Origin of the sequence: Paenibacillus crassostreae (assembly GCF_001857945.1) — a bacterium.
In the GTDB taxonomy this organism is placed as follows: Bacteria; Bacillota; Bacilli; order Paenibacillales; family Paenibacillaceae; genus Paenibacillus_AQ; species Paenibacillus_AQ crassostreae.
The window spans coordinates 2,411,514-2,429,429 of the sequence record NZ_CP017770.1 but is presented as its reverse complement, the minus strand read 5'-3'; the positions used below and the strand labels follow the sequence as shown (position 1 = coordinate 2,429,429).

General features: G+C 42.5%; 19 protein-coding genes. 15 read left to right on the top strand and 4 right to left on the bottom strand.

Annotated features, from left to right (window positions below; translation table 11 throughout):
- Positions 1 to 3 precede the first annotated feature (3 nt).
- From ppaX to trxB, 15 genes are all read left to right on the top strand, one after another.
- A complete protein-coding gene (ppaX, locus tag LPB68_RS11265; protein ID WP_068654822.1) occupies positions 4 to 645 on the top strand; it encodes a pyrophosphatase PpaX in 642 nt (213 codons plus the stop codon).
- A 6-nt stretch (positions 646 to 651) separates the two neighbouring features.
- Entirely contained in the window at positions 652 to 1,149 is a 498-nt protein-coding gene (locus tag LPB68_RS11260) for an acyltransferase (protein WP_068654820.1), read from the top strand.
- Positions 1,150 to 1,353: 204 nt separating this feature from the next.
- Positions 1,354 to 2,568 (top strand): acyltransferase, encoded by a 1,215-nt coding sequence (locus LPB68_RS11255; RefSeq protein WP_099458642.1) that lies wholly within the window; start codon positions 1,354 to 1,356, stop codon positions 2,566 to 2,568.
- Positions 2,569 to 2,790: 222 nt separating this feature from the next.
- Entirely contained in the window at positions 2,791 to 3,969 is a 1,179-nt protein-coding gene (locus tag LPB68_RS11250) for an ATP phosphoribosyltransferase regulatory subunit (protein WP_068654818.1), read from the top strand.
- 34 nt (positions 3,970 to 4,003) lie between these two features.
- Positions 4,004 to 4,648, top strand: coding sequence for an ATP phosphoribosyltransferase (hisG, locus tag LPB68_RS11245; RefSeq protein WP_068654816.1), 645 nt, complete (start codon positions 4,004 to 4,006; stop codon positions 4,646 to 4,648).
- A gap of 79 nt (positions 4,649 to 4,727) precedes the next feature.
- Entirely contained in the window at positions 4,728 to 6,035 is a 1,308-nt protein-coding gene (hisD, locus tag LPB68_RS11240; protein ID WP_068654814.1) for a histidinol dehydrogenase, read from the top strand.
- Positions 6,025 to 6,633, top strand: coding sequence for an imidazoleglycerol-phosphate dehydratase HisB (gene hisB, locus LPB68_RS11235; RefSeq protein ID WP_068654812.1), 609 nt, complete (start codon positions 6,025 to 6,027; stop codon positions 6,631 to 6,633). The genes hisD and hisB overlap by 11 nt, the downstream gene beginning before the upstream one ends.
- 2 nt (positions 6,634 to 6,635) lie before the next feature.
- Positions 6,636 to 7,268, top strand: coding sequence for an imidazole glycerol phosphate synthase subunit HisH (gene hisH / locus LPB68_RS11230; RefSeq protein ID WP_068654810.1), 633 nt, complete (start codon positions 6,636 to 6,638; stop codon positions 7,266 to 7,268).
- Between the two features lie 59 nt (positions 7,269 to 7,327).
- A complete protein-coding gene (gene hisA / locus LPB68_RS11225) occupies positions 7,328 to 8,068 on the top strand; it encodes a 1-(5-phosphoribosyl)-5-[(5-phosphoribosylamino)methylideneamino]imidazole-4-carboxamide isomerase (protein WP_068654849.1) in 741 nt (246 codons plus the stop codon).
- 45 nt (positions 8,069 to 8,113) lie between these two features.
- Entirely contained in the window at positions 8,114 to 8,872 is a 759-nt protein-coding gene (gene hisF / locus LPB68_RS11220; protein ID WP_068654808.1) for an imidazole glycerol phosphate synthase subunit HisF, read from the top strand.
- Complete coding sequence (gene hisIE / locus LPB68_RS11215; RefSeq protein WP_068654806.1) at positions 8,869 to 9,555, top strand: bifunctional phosphoribosyl-AMP cyclohydrolase/phosphoribosyl-ATP diphosphatase HisIE; 687 nt, start codon at positions 8,869 to 8,871, stop codon at positions 9,553 to 9,555. The genes hisF and hisIE overlap by 4 nt, the downstream gene beginning before the upstream one ends.
- Positions 9,556 to 9,571: 16 nt before the next feature.
- Positions 9,572 to 10,396: a histidinol-phosphatase HisJ gene (gene hisJ, locus LPB68_RS11210; protein ID WP_068654804.1), complete on the top strand. Its 825-nt coding sequence runs from the start codon at positions 9,572 to 9,574 to the stop codon at positions 10,394 to 10,396.
- Positions 10,397 to 10,470: 74 nt separating this feature from the next.
- The gene (locus tag LPB68_RS11205) at positions 10,471 to 11,418 is read left to right on the top strand and encodes a ribose-phosphate diphosphokinase (protein ID WP_068654802.1); all 948 of its coding nucleotides are present in this window, start codon (positions 10,471 to 10,473) and stop codon (positions 11,416 to 11,418) included.
- Between the two features lie 245 nt (positions 11,419 to 11,663).
- Complete coding sequence (locus LPB68_RS11200) at positions 11,664 to 13,379, top strand: tetratricopeptide repeat protein (RefSeq protein WP_068654800.1); 1,716 nt, start codon at positions 11,664 to 11,666, stop codon at positions 13,377 to 13,379.
- Between the two features lie 13 nt (positions 13,380 to 13,392).
- Complete coding sequence (gene trxB, locus LPB68_RS11195; protein ID WP_068654797.1) at positions 13,393 to 14,346, top strand: thioredoxin-disulfide reductase; 954 nt, start codon at positions 13,393 to 13,395, stop codon at positions 14,344 to 14,346.
- Positions 14,347 to 14,403: 57 nt separating this feature from the next.
- Here the strand turns inward: trxB and LPB68_RS11190 are convergent, their stop codons facing one another.
- From LPB68_RS11190 to LPB68_RS11175, 4 genes are read right to left on the bottom strand one after another with little or no spacing between them, the layout of a single operon-like run.
- Entirely contained in the window at positions 14,404 to 15,006 is a 603-nt protein-coding gene (locus LPB68_RS11190; protein ID WP_068654795.1) for a response regulator transcription factor, read from the bottom strand.
- Positions 15,003 to 16,130 carry a sensor histidine kinase gene (locus tag LPB68_RS11185; RefSeq protein WP_068654793.1) on the bottom strand — a complete coding sequence of 376 codons (1,128 nt, stop codon included), beginning with the start codon at positions 16,128 to 16,130 and terminating at the stop codon, positions 15,003 to 15,005. The genes LPB68_RS11190 and LPB68_RS11185 overlap by 4 nt, the downstream gene beginning before the upstream one ends.
- Before the next feature lie 8 nt (positions 16,131 to 16,138).
- Positions 16,139 to 16,876 (bottom strand): ABC transporter permease, encoded by a 738-nt coding sequence (locus tag LPB68_RS11180; protein WP_068654791.1) that lies wholly within the window; start codon positions 16,874 to 16,876, stop codon positions 16,139 to 16,141.
- Between the two features lie 2 nt (positions 16,877 to 16,878).
- The gene (locus LPB68_RS11175; protein ID WP_068654789.1) at positions 16,879 to 17,796 is read right to left on the bottom strand and encodes an ABC transporter ATP-binding protein; all 918 of its coding nucleotides are present in this window, start codon (positions 17,794 to 17,796) and stop codon (positions 16,879 to 16,881) included.
- Positions 17,797 to 17,916 lie beyond the last annotated feature (120 nt).

Genomic DNA, 17,916 nt, shown 5'->3' with positions numbered 1-17,916 from the left:
TTGATGATTGACACCATTTTATTTGATCTTGATGGAACGATTATTGATACGAATGAGCATATTATTAATGCTTTCATACATGCTTTGAAAGACCATGTCCCAACACCTTTAACAAGAGAACATATTATTCCTAGAATGGGGATAACTTTAGAGCAACAAATTGAATATTTCACAGGCACTAATGATGTTACTCCCTTTGTGAAGGAATATAGAAGTTATTATGATACCTATCATGATGAGAACGTACAACCTTTTCCACAGGTTATGGAAGTTATAGAAGGTCTACACGCTAAAGGGATTGCTATGGGAGTTGTAACGACTAAGAATCGACCGGGTACCCTGAGAGTGCTTGAGATGTTTGGACTTATGAAATATATGGGTTCGATTGTGACCGTTCAAGATGTAGTGAATCCGAAACCTCATCCAGAACCTGTTCTGAAGGCAGTAAATGAACTTGGTTCGGACCCTATGAAGACACTAATGGTTGGAGATAGTGCTGTTGATCTTCAAGCCGCTCATGCTGCAGGGGTAAGGTCTGCAGGCGTCTCATGGTCGCTGAAGGGCGAAGAAGTTCTGAAAAAGTATAATCCTGACTATATGTTGCATACGATGAATGATTTATATCTTGTGTTAGAACAGGAGTAATACGTTGTGAGGAAGGTTACGAGATACCCGGTGGATGGTCATAACGCGCTATGGCAGATTTACAGAACAGTTAGTCCCTGGAAAGGTGTCAAAAATTTCATTTGTATCCAAATCGCTCGTTACTGCCCGATACTACAAGTAAAGAATTGGATTTATCGGCATTTGCTAGGTATGAAGGTAGGTAAACATACTGCATTTGGATTGATGGTTATGGTTGATGTCTTTTTTCCAGAAAAAATAACTGTCGGTGATAACACGATCATCGGCTATAATACGACGATATTAGCACATGAGTATCTGATCCAAGAGTATCGGCTTGGTGAGGTTATCATTGGTAGTCATGTGATGGTGGGGGCGAATACTACGATTCTGCCCGGCGTAACGGTCGGTGATGGAGCTGTTATTGCTGCAGGTTCTATTGTACATAGAGATGTGGCGGCTGGCTCTTTCGTTGGAGGTAATCCACTACGTGAATTGAAGTTTAAACAAGATGATATGGATTAGAATCTAAGGGATCTGAAGGTGAAACTACCGTCGGGTCCCTTTTTTTTAAAAAATAAGAAAATATACGATTCACTTGGATCAATTTCATAATCGCTGTGTGTAGGTCTGTTTGTTCACAGTTATCATATTAGGGTTATAATAAGGCATAGATCATTGAAGTTTAAGTCACAAGCCGGATACTTTAGTGAAAAAGGAGAACTTTCTTTGAAAATAAGTAAAAAAGAATGGTTACCTCAACTCGATGTGTTTCGTGCTTTAGCTATATTAGGAGTTCTCAGTGTTCATGCTTCCTCTTATGCAGCAGGTGTGCAAGCTTTATCCTCTCCATTTTATTATGTATATAATTTTATGAATATCTTCTTCAAATTTGGTACATCTTCATTTATCTTTCTGAGTGGCTTTGTTCTGTTCTATACCTATTATGAGCGACCTGTAACCGTTAGTCTCGTTGCGCGATTCTATCGCCGTAGGCTGACCTACATTATTATTCCATACGTCATTGCTTCGATATGTTACTTTTTGTATAGCAAATACATTATGCGTGAATTGATGGGTGTCCCGTATGTTGAATTGTGGGTGGATCTACGCAATGCATTGTTGACGGGGACGGCATATACGCACTTATATTTTGTAGCCATTAGTATTCAATTCTACATCTTGTTCCCATTTATCTTGAAATTGTTTCAATGGAAGCCGTGGATTGTGAAATGGGCTATTCCCTTAGCTCTTGCTCTACAATGGGGGTTTGTATTCTACAATAAATACAGCCTACACCTTCCTAACAAGGGAAGTTTGGCAATTACCTATTTAGCTTATTATATAACGGGTGCATATCTAGCCATTCATTTCGACAGAATCAAGCCTTGGTTGATGAATCGGTGGGAATTGCTGACTCAAAGACAGAAGCGTTGGACGATTACCCTATGGAGTAGCTGGTTTGTGGTTGCACTCCTTCATGTACAAGTATGGTACGTTACGCGAACTACTGGGAATACGATCCATACGCAGGGGTATGAACTTATATGGAATGTGCATGCGATGTTATCTGCACTGGTCTTACTGCATGCTACATTTCTAATATATCGGAAATTTTCACGGAAAATCGTGGCTTTTCTGACTAGAATGGGTGAGCTTTCCTTTGCAATATACCTTCTTCATCCTATGGTTCTCGCCCAATATCGTCGATTCCGCTATCATATTGAGCCAGATTCTCTAGGGTATCTTGCATTCATCATTGGTGGCCTACTGGTTACATTGTTGGTGACATGGGCGATCGTGCAGTTTTGTTTTAGAAGAATATCATGGTCTTGGGTGTGCCTGGGAACTGTGCCGCGTTCGCTATCGCCTAAAGTCAAGCATAAACACCTTTGGCGTCCTTATAAGGACGGTAAGTGTTTAAGCGAGAAATATAAGATATAAAGTATAGCGTAAAACTTATACTTTCTTATATTTTAAAAGAACTAAACAGCCTGCAGTCAAACACAGTAAACGATTGAGTTCATAAGTAGGGATAACCCATTGACGAGCAACAGTTATTCATGTTAAAATAGCAGAAATTCTTTATCTTGGTAGCATGGTAGAACATTAATGTACTAAAGTATAATAAATAATTCAAAGTCCTGTCTAAGTTGAGGTGAACGTATGTTTAAGCCAAAAGGGTTTGAAAAACCGACGGGTGTTCGAGATTATCTCCCATATGCGGTTAAGAAGTTACGTCAAATAGAACGAAATGTCTTGGAATGTATGGATCGTTGGGGATATCAGCAGATCATGACACCCACGATGGAATATTACGATACGGTAGGTGTAGCGAGTTCCACTTCAGACCAGAAATTATTTAAATTGCTCAATAATCGAGGTACCACAATGGTACTTCGTTCTGATATGACAGCACCCATTGCGAGGGTTGCTTCTTCTCTACTGAAAGAGCAACCATTACCTATTCGATTGTCTTATCACGCGAATGTATTTCGTTCAATAGAGGAGGAAGCGGGGCGTGAAGCGGAATTTTTCCAGACCGGGGTTGAATTACTCGGTGATGATTCAGCTGAGGCTGATGCTGAGGTTGTGGCGCTTGCGATTGAATCATTGAAGGCGGCAGGGGTATCTTCTTTTAAAATTGCGATGGGTCATGTTGGATTCCTGCATGGATTATTAGAAGAGGTTGTCCCCGATCGGGCGGATGCACAAGAGCTACTTAAAGATGGATTACTTCGTCGTGATTATGTTGGATTTCGAAATACGATTTCGGAGTTAGATTTATCGGAAACGGAAAGAAATGTGCTCAGTGGTCTAGTGCGGCTACGCGGTGGGAAAGACACCTGTGATCAAGCGTTACAACTAAGTGGGCATCCGCAAGCTAGAGCATCGATTGATCATTTGTGCAAAGTGTGGGAAGTGCTAGAGGCCTATGGTGTATCTGAACATGTACTTATTGATCTAACCATGATAGGTGACTTCTCATATTATACGGGTATGACTTTTGAAGGATATGCATCTGAGCTTGGATTTCCGGTATGTAATGGAGGAAGGTATGATAATCTGTTACAACAATTTGGACGGCCGATTCCGGCGACAGGCTTCGCCCTTAAAACAAATCGTATCTTGGATGGTGTGAATGTCATTCAAGAAGAAGAGATACAACCGATATTGATTCAGTATGATGCAGCTCGACGTCAAGAAGGTCTACAAGAAGCAATTAGGTTGCGAAACGAAGGATATACGGTGATTACAGAGTGGGTACAATCCAACAGTCCTTCTGCTAATACCCCTAAGGTGACAGAATATCGTGAAGTGAAGACTTACCTCGCGAATCATTGATACATAATTGAGAGATTAAGGAGGGGATGAGCACGTGGGAGAAACGTTAAAAGTCGCTATGCCAAAAGGTCGGATCTATACGAAGGCAGCAGCCCTCTTTCGCCAAGCTGGCTTAGCGATACCACTAGAAGTGGATGAATCACGTAAATTAGTAGTTCCACTTCCGGAGATGGGAATGGAGTTTATTCTGGCGAAACCAGTGGATGTACCTACATATGTAGAATATGGAGTAGCTGATATTGGTATTGTAGGTAAGGATGTTCTGCTTGAAGAGGATAGAGATGTATTTGAACTACTTGATCTTGGTATTGCCCGTTGTCGGATGTCCGTAATTGGGCTACCGAATTGGCAACCAGGGATACAGCAGCGGGTGGCTACGAAGTATCCTAATGTTGCATCTCAATATTTCCGTGAGCAGGGACAGCAGGTTGAAGTAATTAAGTTGAACGGATCCATTGAATTAGCACCTTTAATTGGATTGGCTGACCGAATTGTAGATATGGTAGAAACGGGACAGACGTTGAAGGATAATGGATTGGTGGAAATGATGAGTATTTTTGAAATTACGAGTCGTCTGATCGCCAACCGTGTTAGTTATCGGATGAAGAATACGCAAATTCAAGAACTATGTGATTTACTTCAAAAGGTGATTCCTTTACCAGAAATAAAGATGAAATAATACGTTATATGAAGCAAAGATTAGATAGATTTGGTTGAAATATTAATCGGGTATATGTGGTGGGGAGGATCGACTGAGGATGAGAATTGTACCGATACAAGAATTCAATTTACAGCGAGAAGTGGATTATGGTACCCCGGAGCAGAATATCTCTGTTAAGGAAATCGTAGGCGATATTAAGGCTGAAGGAGATGCTGCGTTACTACGGTATACAGAAAAGCATGATCGAACAGTACTATCTGCCCAACAGCTTCGAGTGACGGAAGCAGAACTTACGGCAGCATATGAGCAGGTAGAGCCATCATTTGTGCAAGCCATTGCGACTGCTGCGGCGAATATCCGTGCATTTCACATGAGAGAGAAAAGAAACTCATGGATGGACCTTCAACCGGATGGAAGCATATTGGGACAAATTATTCGTCCGCTCAAGCGTGTAGGTGTCTATGTACCGGGTGGTAAGGCAGCTTACCCATCGTCTGTACTGATGAATGTTATTCCTGCCCAAGTAGCAGGAGTGCCAGAGATTGTGATGGTAACACCACCGGGAACGAATGGTAAGGAAGGGATTGATCCTTATATCCTGGTTGCTGCCGCAGAAGCGGGTGTGAATGAGATCTATCGAGTAGGTGGGGCACAAGCGATTGCTGCCTTAGCTTACGGAACTGAATCCATCCCTCCAGTCGATAAAATATGTGGTCCTGGAAATATCTATGTTGCTCTCGCGAAACGGGAAGTATACGGCGTTGTTGATATAGACAGCATCGCTGGACCGAGTGAGATCGTCGTATTAGCCGATGAGAGTGCTGACCCCGTCTATGTTGCTGCTGATCTACTATCGCAGGCAGAACATGATGAGATGGCCTCAGCCATTCTTGTGACACCATCCCTAGCCTTCGCGGAAGCCACTTCGGTGGAAGTGCAGCGTCAATTGGCATTACTACCACGACGTGATATCGCAGGTGCATCGGTAGATAACTACGGAGCCATCCTTGTGGTTGAATCGATAGCAGAAGGGATTTCTGTGGTGAATAAGCTAGCACCGGAGCATTTGGAGATTGTTGTGGAGGACCCAATGTCTTATGTGGGTAGCATTGAGAATGCAGGGGCTATCTTCCTTGGACCCTACAGTTCGGAGCCAGTAGGTGACTATTTTGCAGGTCCTAATCATATTATTCCTACCAATGGTACGGCTAGATTCTCTTCTCCTGTTGATGTAGATGATTTCATTAAGAAATCAAGTATGATTTATTATAGTAAGGAAGCTTTGTTAAAGAATGGTGCCATGATTATGGAGCTTGCACGGCATGAAGGGCTAGAGGGTCATGCAAGAGCGATTGAAGTGCGTCTTGAGAAGGAAGGAAAGGCAGGAGTTAATAATGGACAATAAGAACAATGAAAGTTTGCGTACAGCGGGGGTTAAACGTACAACAAATGAGACGGATATCGCATTATCTTTTTCAGTAGACGGTAGCGGAGTCTCGGAGCTAGAGACAGATGTTCCTTTCCTGAATCATATGTTGGATTTATTCACGAAGCACGGACAATTCGATCTTTCTGTGAAGGCAAGAGGGGATATCGAGATTGATGACCACCATACGGTGGAGGATATTGGAATCTGTTTAGGTCAGTGTATCCGCGAAGCGCTGGGTGATAAGCGTGGGATTAAACGTTATGCTAGTGTCTTCGTACCGATGGATGAGGCTTTAGCGCAAGTGGTGATTGATATTAGTAATCGTCCCCATTTCGAATATCGTGCAGAGTATCCATCAGCGCAAGTAGGTAGCTTCTCAACAGAATTGGTACATGAATTCTTGTGGAAGTTGGCGCTTGAAGCTCGAATTACACTACATGTTATTGTTCATTACGGACAGAACACGCATCATATGATTGAGGCGATATTTAAAGCGCTAGGACGCGCCTTAGACGAAGCAACGAGCATTGACCCACGTGTTACAGGTGTACCTTCTACGAAGGGAGTGCTGTAGCTGTGGCGATCGCGATTGTGGATTACGGTATGGGTAACCTGCACAGCGTGAGCAAGGCTGTTGAGCGTCTTGGCTATGAGGCGCTCATTAGCGGCGATGAAAGCGAGATTCTTGCCGCAGACGGTGTGATTTTGCCTGGTGTTGGTGCTTTTGGTGATGCGATGGAACATCTTCGTGATAGCTCACTAGATGAGACCGTACGTAAGGTTGCAGCAGCTAAACAGCCCCTGCTTGGTATCTGTCTTGGCATGCAATTGTTGTTCAGCGGAAGTGAAGAACATGGGGAACACGAAGGGCTAGGTATTCTTCCAGGAACGGTCGTGCGCTTCGAAAGAGGAGATTATAAAGTTCCACATATGGGTTGGAATAAGCTACAGTACAATAATAACGAGCATCCGCTATTAGCGGGACTTGTGGAAGGATATGTATACTTCGTTCATTCCTATCATGTTCTTCCAGAAGTGAAGTCGGATCTATTAGCGACGACTGATTATGGACAGCCAGTGACAGCGATTGTAGGTCGTAATTCAGTCTTCGGTATGCAGTTCCATCCAGAGAAGAGTGGGGAACTTGGAATGAATCTGTTACGAAATTTCTTGAAACTTACGGGTGACTCTGACAAAGTGAACAACTAAATTTCGGAACACAACGTTTTTTAAATATAGATTTCTCAAGGAGAGTAGGGCAAACAATGATGTCACCTTTTATAATCTATCCAGCGATTGATATACGTGATGGGAAATGTGTAAGGCTTGTGCAAGGAGATTACAATCAAGAGACGGTCTATAATGATAGTCCATTGAAGGTGGCTAAGGCGTGGGAGGAGCAAGGTGGAACTTATATTCATCTGGTGGATCTCGATGGAGCGAAGGCAGGTCATCCTGTTAATGACGCCATTATTGCGGCGATTGCTAAGGGTGTGAATGTGCCTGTTCAAGTTGGTGGCGGTTTACGCAAGCTTGATGACGTAACAAGATTACTCGCACTTGGAGTGAGTCGGGTAATCATCGGAACGGCAGCGATTGAAGATCGTCCTTTTACAGAAGCTGTGCTAGGTACATATGGAGATAAAGTTGCCATTGGGATTGATGCGCGCAATGGGTATGTAGCGACTCGCGGTTGGCTGGATACCTCTGAAGTGAAAGCGGAGGAATTGGCTAAGGAGTTAGCATCCAAAGGAGCAGAAACGTTTATTTTTACAGATATATCTCGGGATGGAATGATGCAAGGGCCTAATGTAGAGGCTATTCGCTCATTAGCTGTGAGCAGCGGTCGTACTGTTATTGCATCAGGCGGTGTGACGGTCCTGGATGACCTTCTTAGCTTGAATACTTACCATCATGAAGGAATTGGTGGAGCTATCGTAGGCAAAGCCTTATACACGGGGAATATTGACCTTGAAGAAGCTGTAGCAGCTATCAGACGTCAAGGATAGAAAGAAATGCTGTATCGTGAATTTATAAGTGAGGGGACGAGAGATATGCTGGCAAAACGTATCATTCCCTGTCTGGATGTTAAGGACGGTCGGGTTGTGAAAGGTGTTAATTTTGTTAACTTGCGAGATGCGGGTGATCCGGTGGAACTGGCGGCGCTGTATGATCGTGAGGGAGCAGATGAACTCGTATTTCTAGATATCTCCGCTTCGGTGGAAGGCCGTGCAACGATGGTCGAAGTCGTTCGGCAGACTGCAGGCGAAATCGCGATTCCTTTTACAGTAGGTGGAGGGATCTCCCATGTGGATGACATGAAGAGAATTCTACGTGCTGGGGCAGATAAGATCGGTATTAATACAGCAGCGGTGAACAATCCACAATTGATCTCTGAGGGAGCGCGTCGTTTCGGTTCGCAATGTATCGTTGTAGCAGTCGATGCCAAGTACAATGAATCATGGGGCGAGTGGGAAGTATACACGCATGGTGGACGTAAAGCATCGGGTATACGAGCACTAAATTGGGTAAAAGAAGCGGAGTCCCTAGGCGCCGGTGAGATTCTACTTACGAGTATGGATGCGGATGGTACAAAGGATGGATTCGATATTGCTCTTACATCTGCGGTATCTGGACTTATAGGTATTCCTGTTATTGCCTCAGGTGGAGCGGGCACAACCAATCATTTCTATGATGTGTTTACGAAAGGAAAGGCAGATGCAGGATTGGCTGCGACTATTTTTCATTATAAAGAAATGACGATCCATGACTTGAAGATGGATTTAAAGCATAAGGGAGTGGAGATTCGATGAGTAATAACTTAAACCAAGTAGGTTCATTGGAACAAATTCAGAATGAGATTCGCTTTGATGAAGCGGGGTTAGTGCCTGCTATTGTACAAGATGCAACAACGAAAAATGTGTTAATGATGGCATATATGAATCTTGAATCGCTTAAACTGTCAGTAGAGAGTGGTGAAACATGGTTCTGGAGTCGTTCTAGACAACAACTATGGCATAAAGGTGCAACTTCAGGCAACACGCAACGCATTACATCATTAAGTTATGATTGTGATGGAGATACATTGCTGATTCAAGTATTGCCTCAAGGTCCTGCTTGCCACACAGGCAACGTAACTTGTTTCTTTAATGAAGTATCATTGGATAAGAAAGTTAGTAGAGCTATTCCAGCGAATGACCGTTTCGCGGTGTTGGCAGAGTTGGAACAAATTATTGCACAGCGTGAGAAGGAACGTCCAGAAGGCGCATACACAACTTACTTATTTGAAAAGGGTGTAGATAAGATTCTGAAAAAGGTCGGAGAAGAAACGGCTGAGGCGATCATTGCTGCAAAAAATAAAGATAACGATGAATTACGACTTGAAGTCAGCGATCTAATCTATCACCTTCTTGTATTGCTTGAAGAACGTAAGCTTCCACTAGATGAAATTATGACTGAGCTTAGTCGACGTCACGAGCGTCCAAGACGCGATTAAAGGAGGGATTCGCCCCATGCTGATCGATTATCATACACATCATGTCCGTTGTGGACATGCGATCGGACAACTGGAAGAATACGTCCTTAAAGGGATCGAGATGGGCTTAACCCAGCTCGGTCTATCGGATCATATGCCGTTAATTCATGTTGATCCGGCTACGTATTATCCAGAAATGGCTATGCCCATGGACGAACTTCCTCGTTATGTAGAGGAGTGTCTAACCCTTAAAGAACGTTATAAGGAACAGATCGATATTCGCCTCGGTATTGAGGGTGACTACATCGAAGGATATGAAGCAGAGATTGAACATATCATTACATCCTATCCTTGGGATTATGTGATTGGTTCTGTACATTTTCTAGGTGAGTGGGATATTAGTGATTATCGTCAGACTCATAACTGGGAGGGGCAGGATATTCTCACAGTCTATGAAAGGTATTATGATGCTGTCAAGAAGGCTACAGCTACCGGATTCTATGACATTATGGGACATATCGATGTGATTAAACGTTTTGGTTATCGACCGGAAGTGGATAGAATCCAAGAGGTAGAAGCCTTGGAGAATTTGGCACTTACAGCTGTGAGTAGAAGCGGGATGGTTATGGAGTTAAATGCTTCTGGACTATCTAAAGCTTGTGAGGAAATGTTTCCTAGCAAACGGATGGTAACGGAAGCTTTTAAGTTAGGAATTCCGGTTACTGTAGGATCAGATGCACATGATCCGTTACGGCTTGGAGAGTATCTTGATCAGGCACGTGCGTTATTATGGGATGTTGGTTATCGACAGTTATCCGTTTTTGAGAAGCGAAAAAGGTCTGAGGTTCCTTTTGAAATCTAGTGGAGTCCTGTATAATACAATTACGTGTTGATTTAACTCAAGTCTTCAGGAAGGCTTGAAATCGGGAGGATACTATGCAACATAAGATGCGTGTGTTTACGGGTTCATCAAACCCGAAGCTTGCAGAGGAAATTTGTGATAAATTAGGTGTGAAATTAGGTAGTATTAAGCGTTCGCGCTTTAAAAGTGGAGAGATATACGTCAACTATGAAGAGAGTATTCGGAATTGTGATGTGTTCTTAGTACAATCGCTCTCACACCCGATTAATGAAATGTTCGTGGAGTTACTTGTGATGATAGATGCAGCTAAGAGAGCGTCAGCCCATACGGTTAACATCATAGTACCTTATTATGGTTATGCACGGCAGGAACGGAAATCTGCTCCACGTGAACCGATATCAGCCAAAATGGTAGCCGATGTATTGACTACGGTTGGGGCGAATCGTGTTATTACGATGGACTTACATGCTCCAGCGATTCAGGGATTCTTCAATATCCCGGTGGATCACTTAACGGCACTGGATCTCATTAGTGAGTATTTAAAGTCAAAGAATATTGTGAACCCAGTGATTGTCTCTCCAGATGCTGGACGTGCTTCAACTGCAGAGAAGCTAGCGAATCATCTCGACTCACCATTTGCAATCATGATTAAGAAACGGCCTTCTCATAATGAATCGATTATTACGCATGTCATAGGCGATGTTAAAGGAAAGACTCCGATCATTATAGAAGATTTAATAGATACAGGAACAACCATTGTTAATGTAGTAGAAGGCTTGAAGGAACGTGGAGCAGAGGATGTGTATGTCTGTGCAACACATGGCCTTTTCTCAGGATCCGCCTTAGAACGATTGAATCATCCTAACATTAGAGAGGTCGTCGTAACGGACTCAATAGCCCTTCCTGAACAATATGTAGGTCAGATTAAGGTTCTATCCGTAGCACCAATGCTTGCGCAAGCGACACGCATCATTATTGAAGGTGGATCCATAGCAACCTTGTTCAAAGACTCCGGCATGTAAATATGCGGTGTCTTTTCTGCATTTAGGAAGAGAACGTTGTAAATGAATCAATTTCATAATCGCCTATGTAGCTAAAATAAGGACTATATATTGATCAGAGTGGTTTGTTCTGTCAATATATAGTTACATTTATATGGATTTGCGTAATTATGAAATTGATTCATATAAAAGGACTTGTGCTCTTGTGGTATACTATGTTGGGAAACAAGTAACAAGTTAGTAGGAAAAGGAGGTGCCTTGCTTCAATGAATGAGGATAAACTACGGGCTGAAGTCCTATACAATAAAATAATACCTGTCCATTTGGATGCCAACTTTTTCTTTGAAAGGGCTGTACGTTCGTTGGACCGCAATCATTATGACAAGGCACTGAGATATTTCGGAAAAGCAGTAGAGTATGAACCGAATAATCCAGTGAACCATTGCAATATGGCCGGAATCATGTCAGAAATGGGTGATTATGCGGGATCCAATGCCGTATTATTACAAGTTATAGAGAATATTGATCCGTCGATGACGGAATGCTACTACTATATGGCTAACAACTTTGCCAATATGGAACAATTCGAAGAAGCTGAGAAGGCATTAGTCACCTATCTGGAAGAAGATAGTGAAGGACAGTTTCTTATGGAGTCTGAGGATTTAATGGATTTACTACATTATGAACTAGACCGTCCAACTAAGCTCACTCGGATTAAGAGCCGAGGTGGAATGGTAGAGCATGAGCATGCTCGGGCTCTTCTAGAAGAAGGTAAGTTTGCACAAGCTGTAGACCTATTAGAAGATATTGTAAAGAACAATGAGGATTTCTTGGCAGCTCGCAATAATTTGGCGCTTGCCTATTATTATGTAGGGTTATTTGAGAAAGCGAAGATAACGATTCAAGAGGTATTGGAACTAGAGCCAGGAAATCTACATGGTCTCTGCAATTTAGCTATATTTTATCAACATGAGAATGATATGACGTCTTTGCTTCCATTATTACAGTTGCTTACCGTTACCGTTCCGTTTCATCAAGAACATTTGTTTAAACTTGCGACTACGATGGGGATTCTTGGTCAACATGAGCAAGCTTATATCCATTTCCGACGTTTAATTAAGGATGAGGAGTTTAAGGATGATCCTAGTTTGTATCATTATACTGCTGCAGCGGGATTTAACTGTAGGCGATATGTAGAGGCAGAGAAGTATTGGAGATATGCATTAAAACTTGATCCTGATTCAGATATCCCGAGATACTACTTATCTCAACTTCAGGAGTTTCTAGCAGGAACAACACAACAACCTAAGATTAGTTATCATTACCATCTCCCTTTTGAAGAGCAGTTAAAGATGTGGGATGAAAGTGATGAAGGAATAACGGATGAAATTTTACAGAATCCATTAATCCGCTCATCTTTTTTCTGGGCACTTCGGCATGGAGACGTTGCGACTAAGTTGCAAGTGATTCAATCCTTTGCTTGGATTGGTGATGAAGAGGTGAGGCAGGTTCTGCGTGCGATATTGAATGATCCAGATGAGGACAAGGAAATTATCGAGGCAGCACGTACAGTTCTTGAAGAATTGGACGAGGAAGAGTTGTTCATAGATCCTGCTGCTAATTTAGATAAAGTAATACCATACCTACATATTGTAGGAGCATCGCATGCTCAGGATGATGAATCATCACGTATGGTTATAGATATGACACTGAAAATGATGGACCCCCCATGTGGGTTGGTTCAACAACAAAATGTGCGAAACTTATGGTCAGAATTCATGCGTAGCAGTTATCCGGACACACCTAGAATTGATCATATTGAGGTATGGTCAGCGGCTCTTGATTATTGGGCGACCAAAATGAGTGATCTTCCAACTTCCTATCAAGAAATTGCACGCCGGTACGGAATTTCTGTGTCGACGGTTAGCCGTTATGCACGCAGGATGGATAGCGTATGTCATATGAAGGACAAGATGAAATAGGAGGTCATAACTTATGTACAAATCAATCGTGATTGGAACAGGTCCTGCCGGATTAACGGCAGCCATTTACCTTGCTCGTGCCAATATGAATCCATTAGTTATTGAAGGAATGCAACCAGGGGGTCAATTAACGACAACGACTGAAATTGAGAATTTCCCAGGGTTCCCAGATGGCATAATGGGTCCTGAATTAATGGATAACATGCGTAAGCAAGCAGAACGCTTCGGAGCTGAATTCAAGTCTGGCTGGGTTGAGAGGGTAGACTTCTCTACACGCCCATTTAAAGTTCAAGTGGATGGATTAGGTGAATTATTAGCAGAGACGGTTATTATATCTACGGGTGCATCAGCGAAATACTTAGGCATACCGGGTGAACAGGATAATATCGGACGTGGAGTTAGCACCTGTGCAACCTGTGATGGTTTCTTCTTCCGTGAAAAGAAGATCATCGTGGTTGGTGGCGGGGATTCCGCTATGGAAGAAGCCAACTTCTTGACTCGGTTCGGTTCTAGTGTAACGGTAGTAAACCGTCGCGAAGAACTACGTGCTTCCAAGATCATGCAGGATCGTGCTCGTGAGAACGAGAAGGTTCTATGGGCATTGAACCGGACACCGCTAGAAGTGGTTACGGAAGGAATGGGCCTTAAAGGGTTAAAGGTTCTTAACAATGAGACCAATGAGGAAGAATTGATTGAAGCAGATGGTGTGTTCGTAGCGATTGGACACACTCCGAATACGAAATTCCTAGACAATCAGATTACAACGGATGACGTGGGGTACATTGTTGTTAAGCCGGGTACGACAGAGACGAATATTCCGGGTGTATTCGCATGTGGTGATGTACAGGATACACGTTATCGTCAAGCAATCTCTGCAGCAGGTTCAGGTTGTATGGCCGCGATGGATGCCGAGAAATTTATTGAAGGTAATATGGTGCACGACTGGAGCGAATCGCTAGGTAAGTAATACCATATTGGCTACATATAAGAACCTGACGGAGGAATTCTTCGTCGGGTTCTTTGCTTACAACCATCCTTTTTCTTCAGCCATACGGATAGCCTCAATTCGGTTGCGGGTATCTAATTTGTTCAAGATTTCGGAAATATAATTACGAACGGTTCCGTATGAAAGGTGGAGTATAGAGGATATTTCATTAGCAGATTTCCCTTGGGCGGATAATGAAAGAATCTCACGTTCCCGGGCGCTAAGGGGATTCTTGTCTTTGATCGTTCCGAAGATAAGCTCTGGGGAGATCTCCCGATGCCCCTTCATGACACGACGGATGGACTCTGCTAGCATATCACTAGGTCCATCTTTTAGTAGATATCCTTGAACATCGGCTTTCACTGCACGTTCGAAATAACCAGGACGAGCAAAAGTAGTCAGAATGATGACTTTGCATACTGAATCTAACTTTCTCAACTGCTCAGCTACGTCTAGACCCGTTTTCAAGGGCATTTCAATGTCTAGCAAGCAGACATCTGGCTGAAGAGACGCGATGAGTGAGAGGGCCTCTTCCCCGTCACAAGCCTGTCCCACCACTTCGATATCATCTTCCAAATCTAATAGTAAGGCTAACGCTCCGCGAAGCATCCCTTGATCCTCGGCTAGAAGAATTCGTATCATGCGGTCTCCTCCTCTTGTTGATTCTTGATAATAATAGGGATAGTAATACGCAAGGTTATCCCCTTGTCAGAAGTTATCGTTATGGAGCCATCCATCAAAGACAATCGCTCTTGCATCCCCTTCATTCCATTTCCATCATGATGATCTTCAAGCAGACCTATTCCATCATCACTAATGATTAGGATGACGTGAGCTTGTTTATGTTCAACACGCACATTGCAGTTCTTGGCCTGGCTATGTTTGACAATGTTAGTGATCGCTTCACGGAGGCACAAGCTGAGAATATTCTGCGTAAGATCGGGGACTCCAACAAGTGATGCATCTCCTTCGAAAGAATAGATGATATCAGCATTGTCTAAGATAACCTGGACCTCAAGCAATTCCTCAACAAGTGTAACTGCACGCATATCGGATACAAGTTCACGAACTTCTCGAAGGGCTGCCCTTGATGTTCGTTCAATCTCCTTGGCTTCAAGTTGAGCGCGCTGAGGGTCTTTGGTAATAAGGCGATCAACAATTTGACTCTTCAAAGTAATCAAAGACAACGTATGACCCAATGTATCATGCAGATCTCTCGCAATACGCATGCGCTCTTCCCGCTTAACGAACTCTTTTATACGTTCATTGGCTTCATCTAGCTTCATCTCTAGCTGCTGGTGTTTATTCATCGACCGTATTCCAAAAGGAGATATGAGCATAATGATAAGAAAAGGAAAGATAAATAAGTAATCCTTAGGTTCATTTTTACCTATGTTTAATATAATCGGTAGAATTTCAATAATCGCGAAGGAGACTAAGGATAACTTAAACTTAAATGAGTTGGTGTAATATCCAATAAAACTTGCCGTGAAGAAACCCATGAATACGTTATAAGGGTTATAAAGGTAGCTGAGTATAAAGATAATTACCATTTGTAAGGCTAGCCAATATGAAAATGAACCGTTCTCTGAAGCGAAGAATAGCTGTCGATAAGAGATAATGAATACTCCAATCATCAAATAGCCGAGGATCATTTTCAAACCATGTTCTTGTGCGGTATTAATAATAGGTAGAGAGATGTAAATCAGCCAGACATATGGATAGAACCCTAGAGCTTTAGGGAAAACCTGAAATTTACTGTGCATAATAAGATCTACACCACTTCCTGCTTTTTGCCAATATACGTTGATAGTACCATAAAGATTATAAGATATCCTACCAGAATGAGTATATTTTCAAGTGAAGGGGCATTTCCGCGTATAATCTCCCAAGCCCCGTTTCCATAGCTATAGGAAGGAAGCCAGTGACTAATTCGTTGCAATAGGCTGGGGAAAGACTCAATAGGGAACCACATTCCTCCTATAACAGCGAGTACCATATAGATGGCATTACTAACGCCACTTGCCGTGTCTACTCTTTTCATGTTTCCAACTAATGTTCCAAGTGCCAGAAAAGGTGCACAAGCTACTAATATCCAAAGTCCACTGTAGATCCATTGCGATGCAGATAGGGATACGCCATTCATTAAATATCCCGCACCAAAGATAACGATAATAGAGAGTAAATGCATAACGGACTGTCCGAACATTTTACCAAAAGAATAGACACTCTCAGGGAGCGGAGTAATTCGCATGAAGGTGGACCAACCATGAACACGTTCCTGAACAATTCGGATGCCTAGAGTCATGATCGACGAACCCATTACACTAAAGGTAGTCATAGACATCAAATAATGAGCTTGCCAGAGCTGATTGTCATTGGCATTGGTGTTAACGAGCCGAGTAAAGATGAAATAAAACACAATGGGTAACAGTAAGGACCAGAATACATAATAAGGATTACGTAGAATTCTCTTCATTTCAGCTTTACATTGCATGATGATCATATGCATGATTATATAGCCCCCTCTTTGACATTAAATTCTGGATGTAACGTTAACTGTTCGAAAGCATCGTCAAGCCTACCTTGCTCGATTCGAATTTCTTTAACTGCATACTTGTGTTCAAAGATGGATGCTAGAACGCTATCTGTATCTTCAGTAACGGTATAGATCCGACCCTCTTTTTCATAAACATCAGTAACCTGAGGTAATTGAAGTAGAGCATCACATAGATTAGGGTCGTCGGATTTAAATGAGACCGAACTTATCGTCAATGTGGATTTGATCTCGTCTGGAGTGCCATCAGCTATGATGATTCCTTCATTAAATAAGATAACTCGATCTGCAAAGTCTTCAGCTTCTGGAAGATAATGAGTAGTAAATAGAATTGTTTTGCCTAGTGTAGTTAATTCACGAACTTTATCCCAGAACATGCGACGAGCGGTAACGTCTAAACCGACGGTGGGTTCGTCTAAGAATATGAGGTCGGGATTACCAGCAAGAGCGAGAGCGAAACCAAGTTTACGCTTCTGCCCACCAGATAACTTCGTTGCCAGGCGATTTAGATCTGCATCATTCAGACCGGTTAATGGCGTCAATTGACTCATATCAAGCGGTTCTGGGTAGTAACTACGGATTAATGTAATAAGTTCGCGAACCTTCAAGCCATCCATAATACTAACTTCTTGTAGCATAGCTCCAATTTTGTTCCGTACTTCTGTATCTTTTGGATGTTTACCTAGAACAGATATAGTACCTTGGCTAGGCTTCATCAGACCTAATATCATAGACAAGACTGTTGTTTTACCCGCCCCGTTTGGGCCTAATATAGCAACGATGGAACCTCTCTCAATAGATAAGGAAACATTGTCCACGGCTTTTTTTTCTCCAAAGCTTTTGGTAACATTCTTTAATTCCACAATGGCGTTCATTGATCTACCTCCGATATATCGTATTGATCTTGACTAAATCATAGCGAAACCAGTATTCAATAGTTAGTAAAAACTGTCACCACTTAAATGTGACAATTGTCATCAATATCTTATTAACGA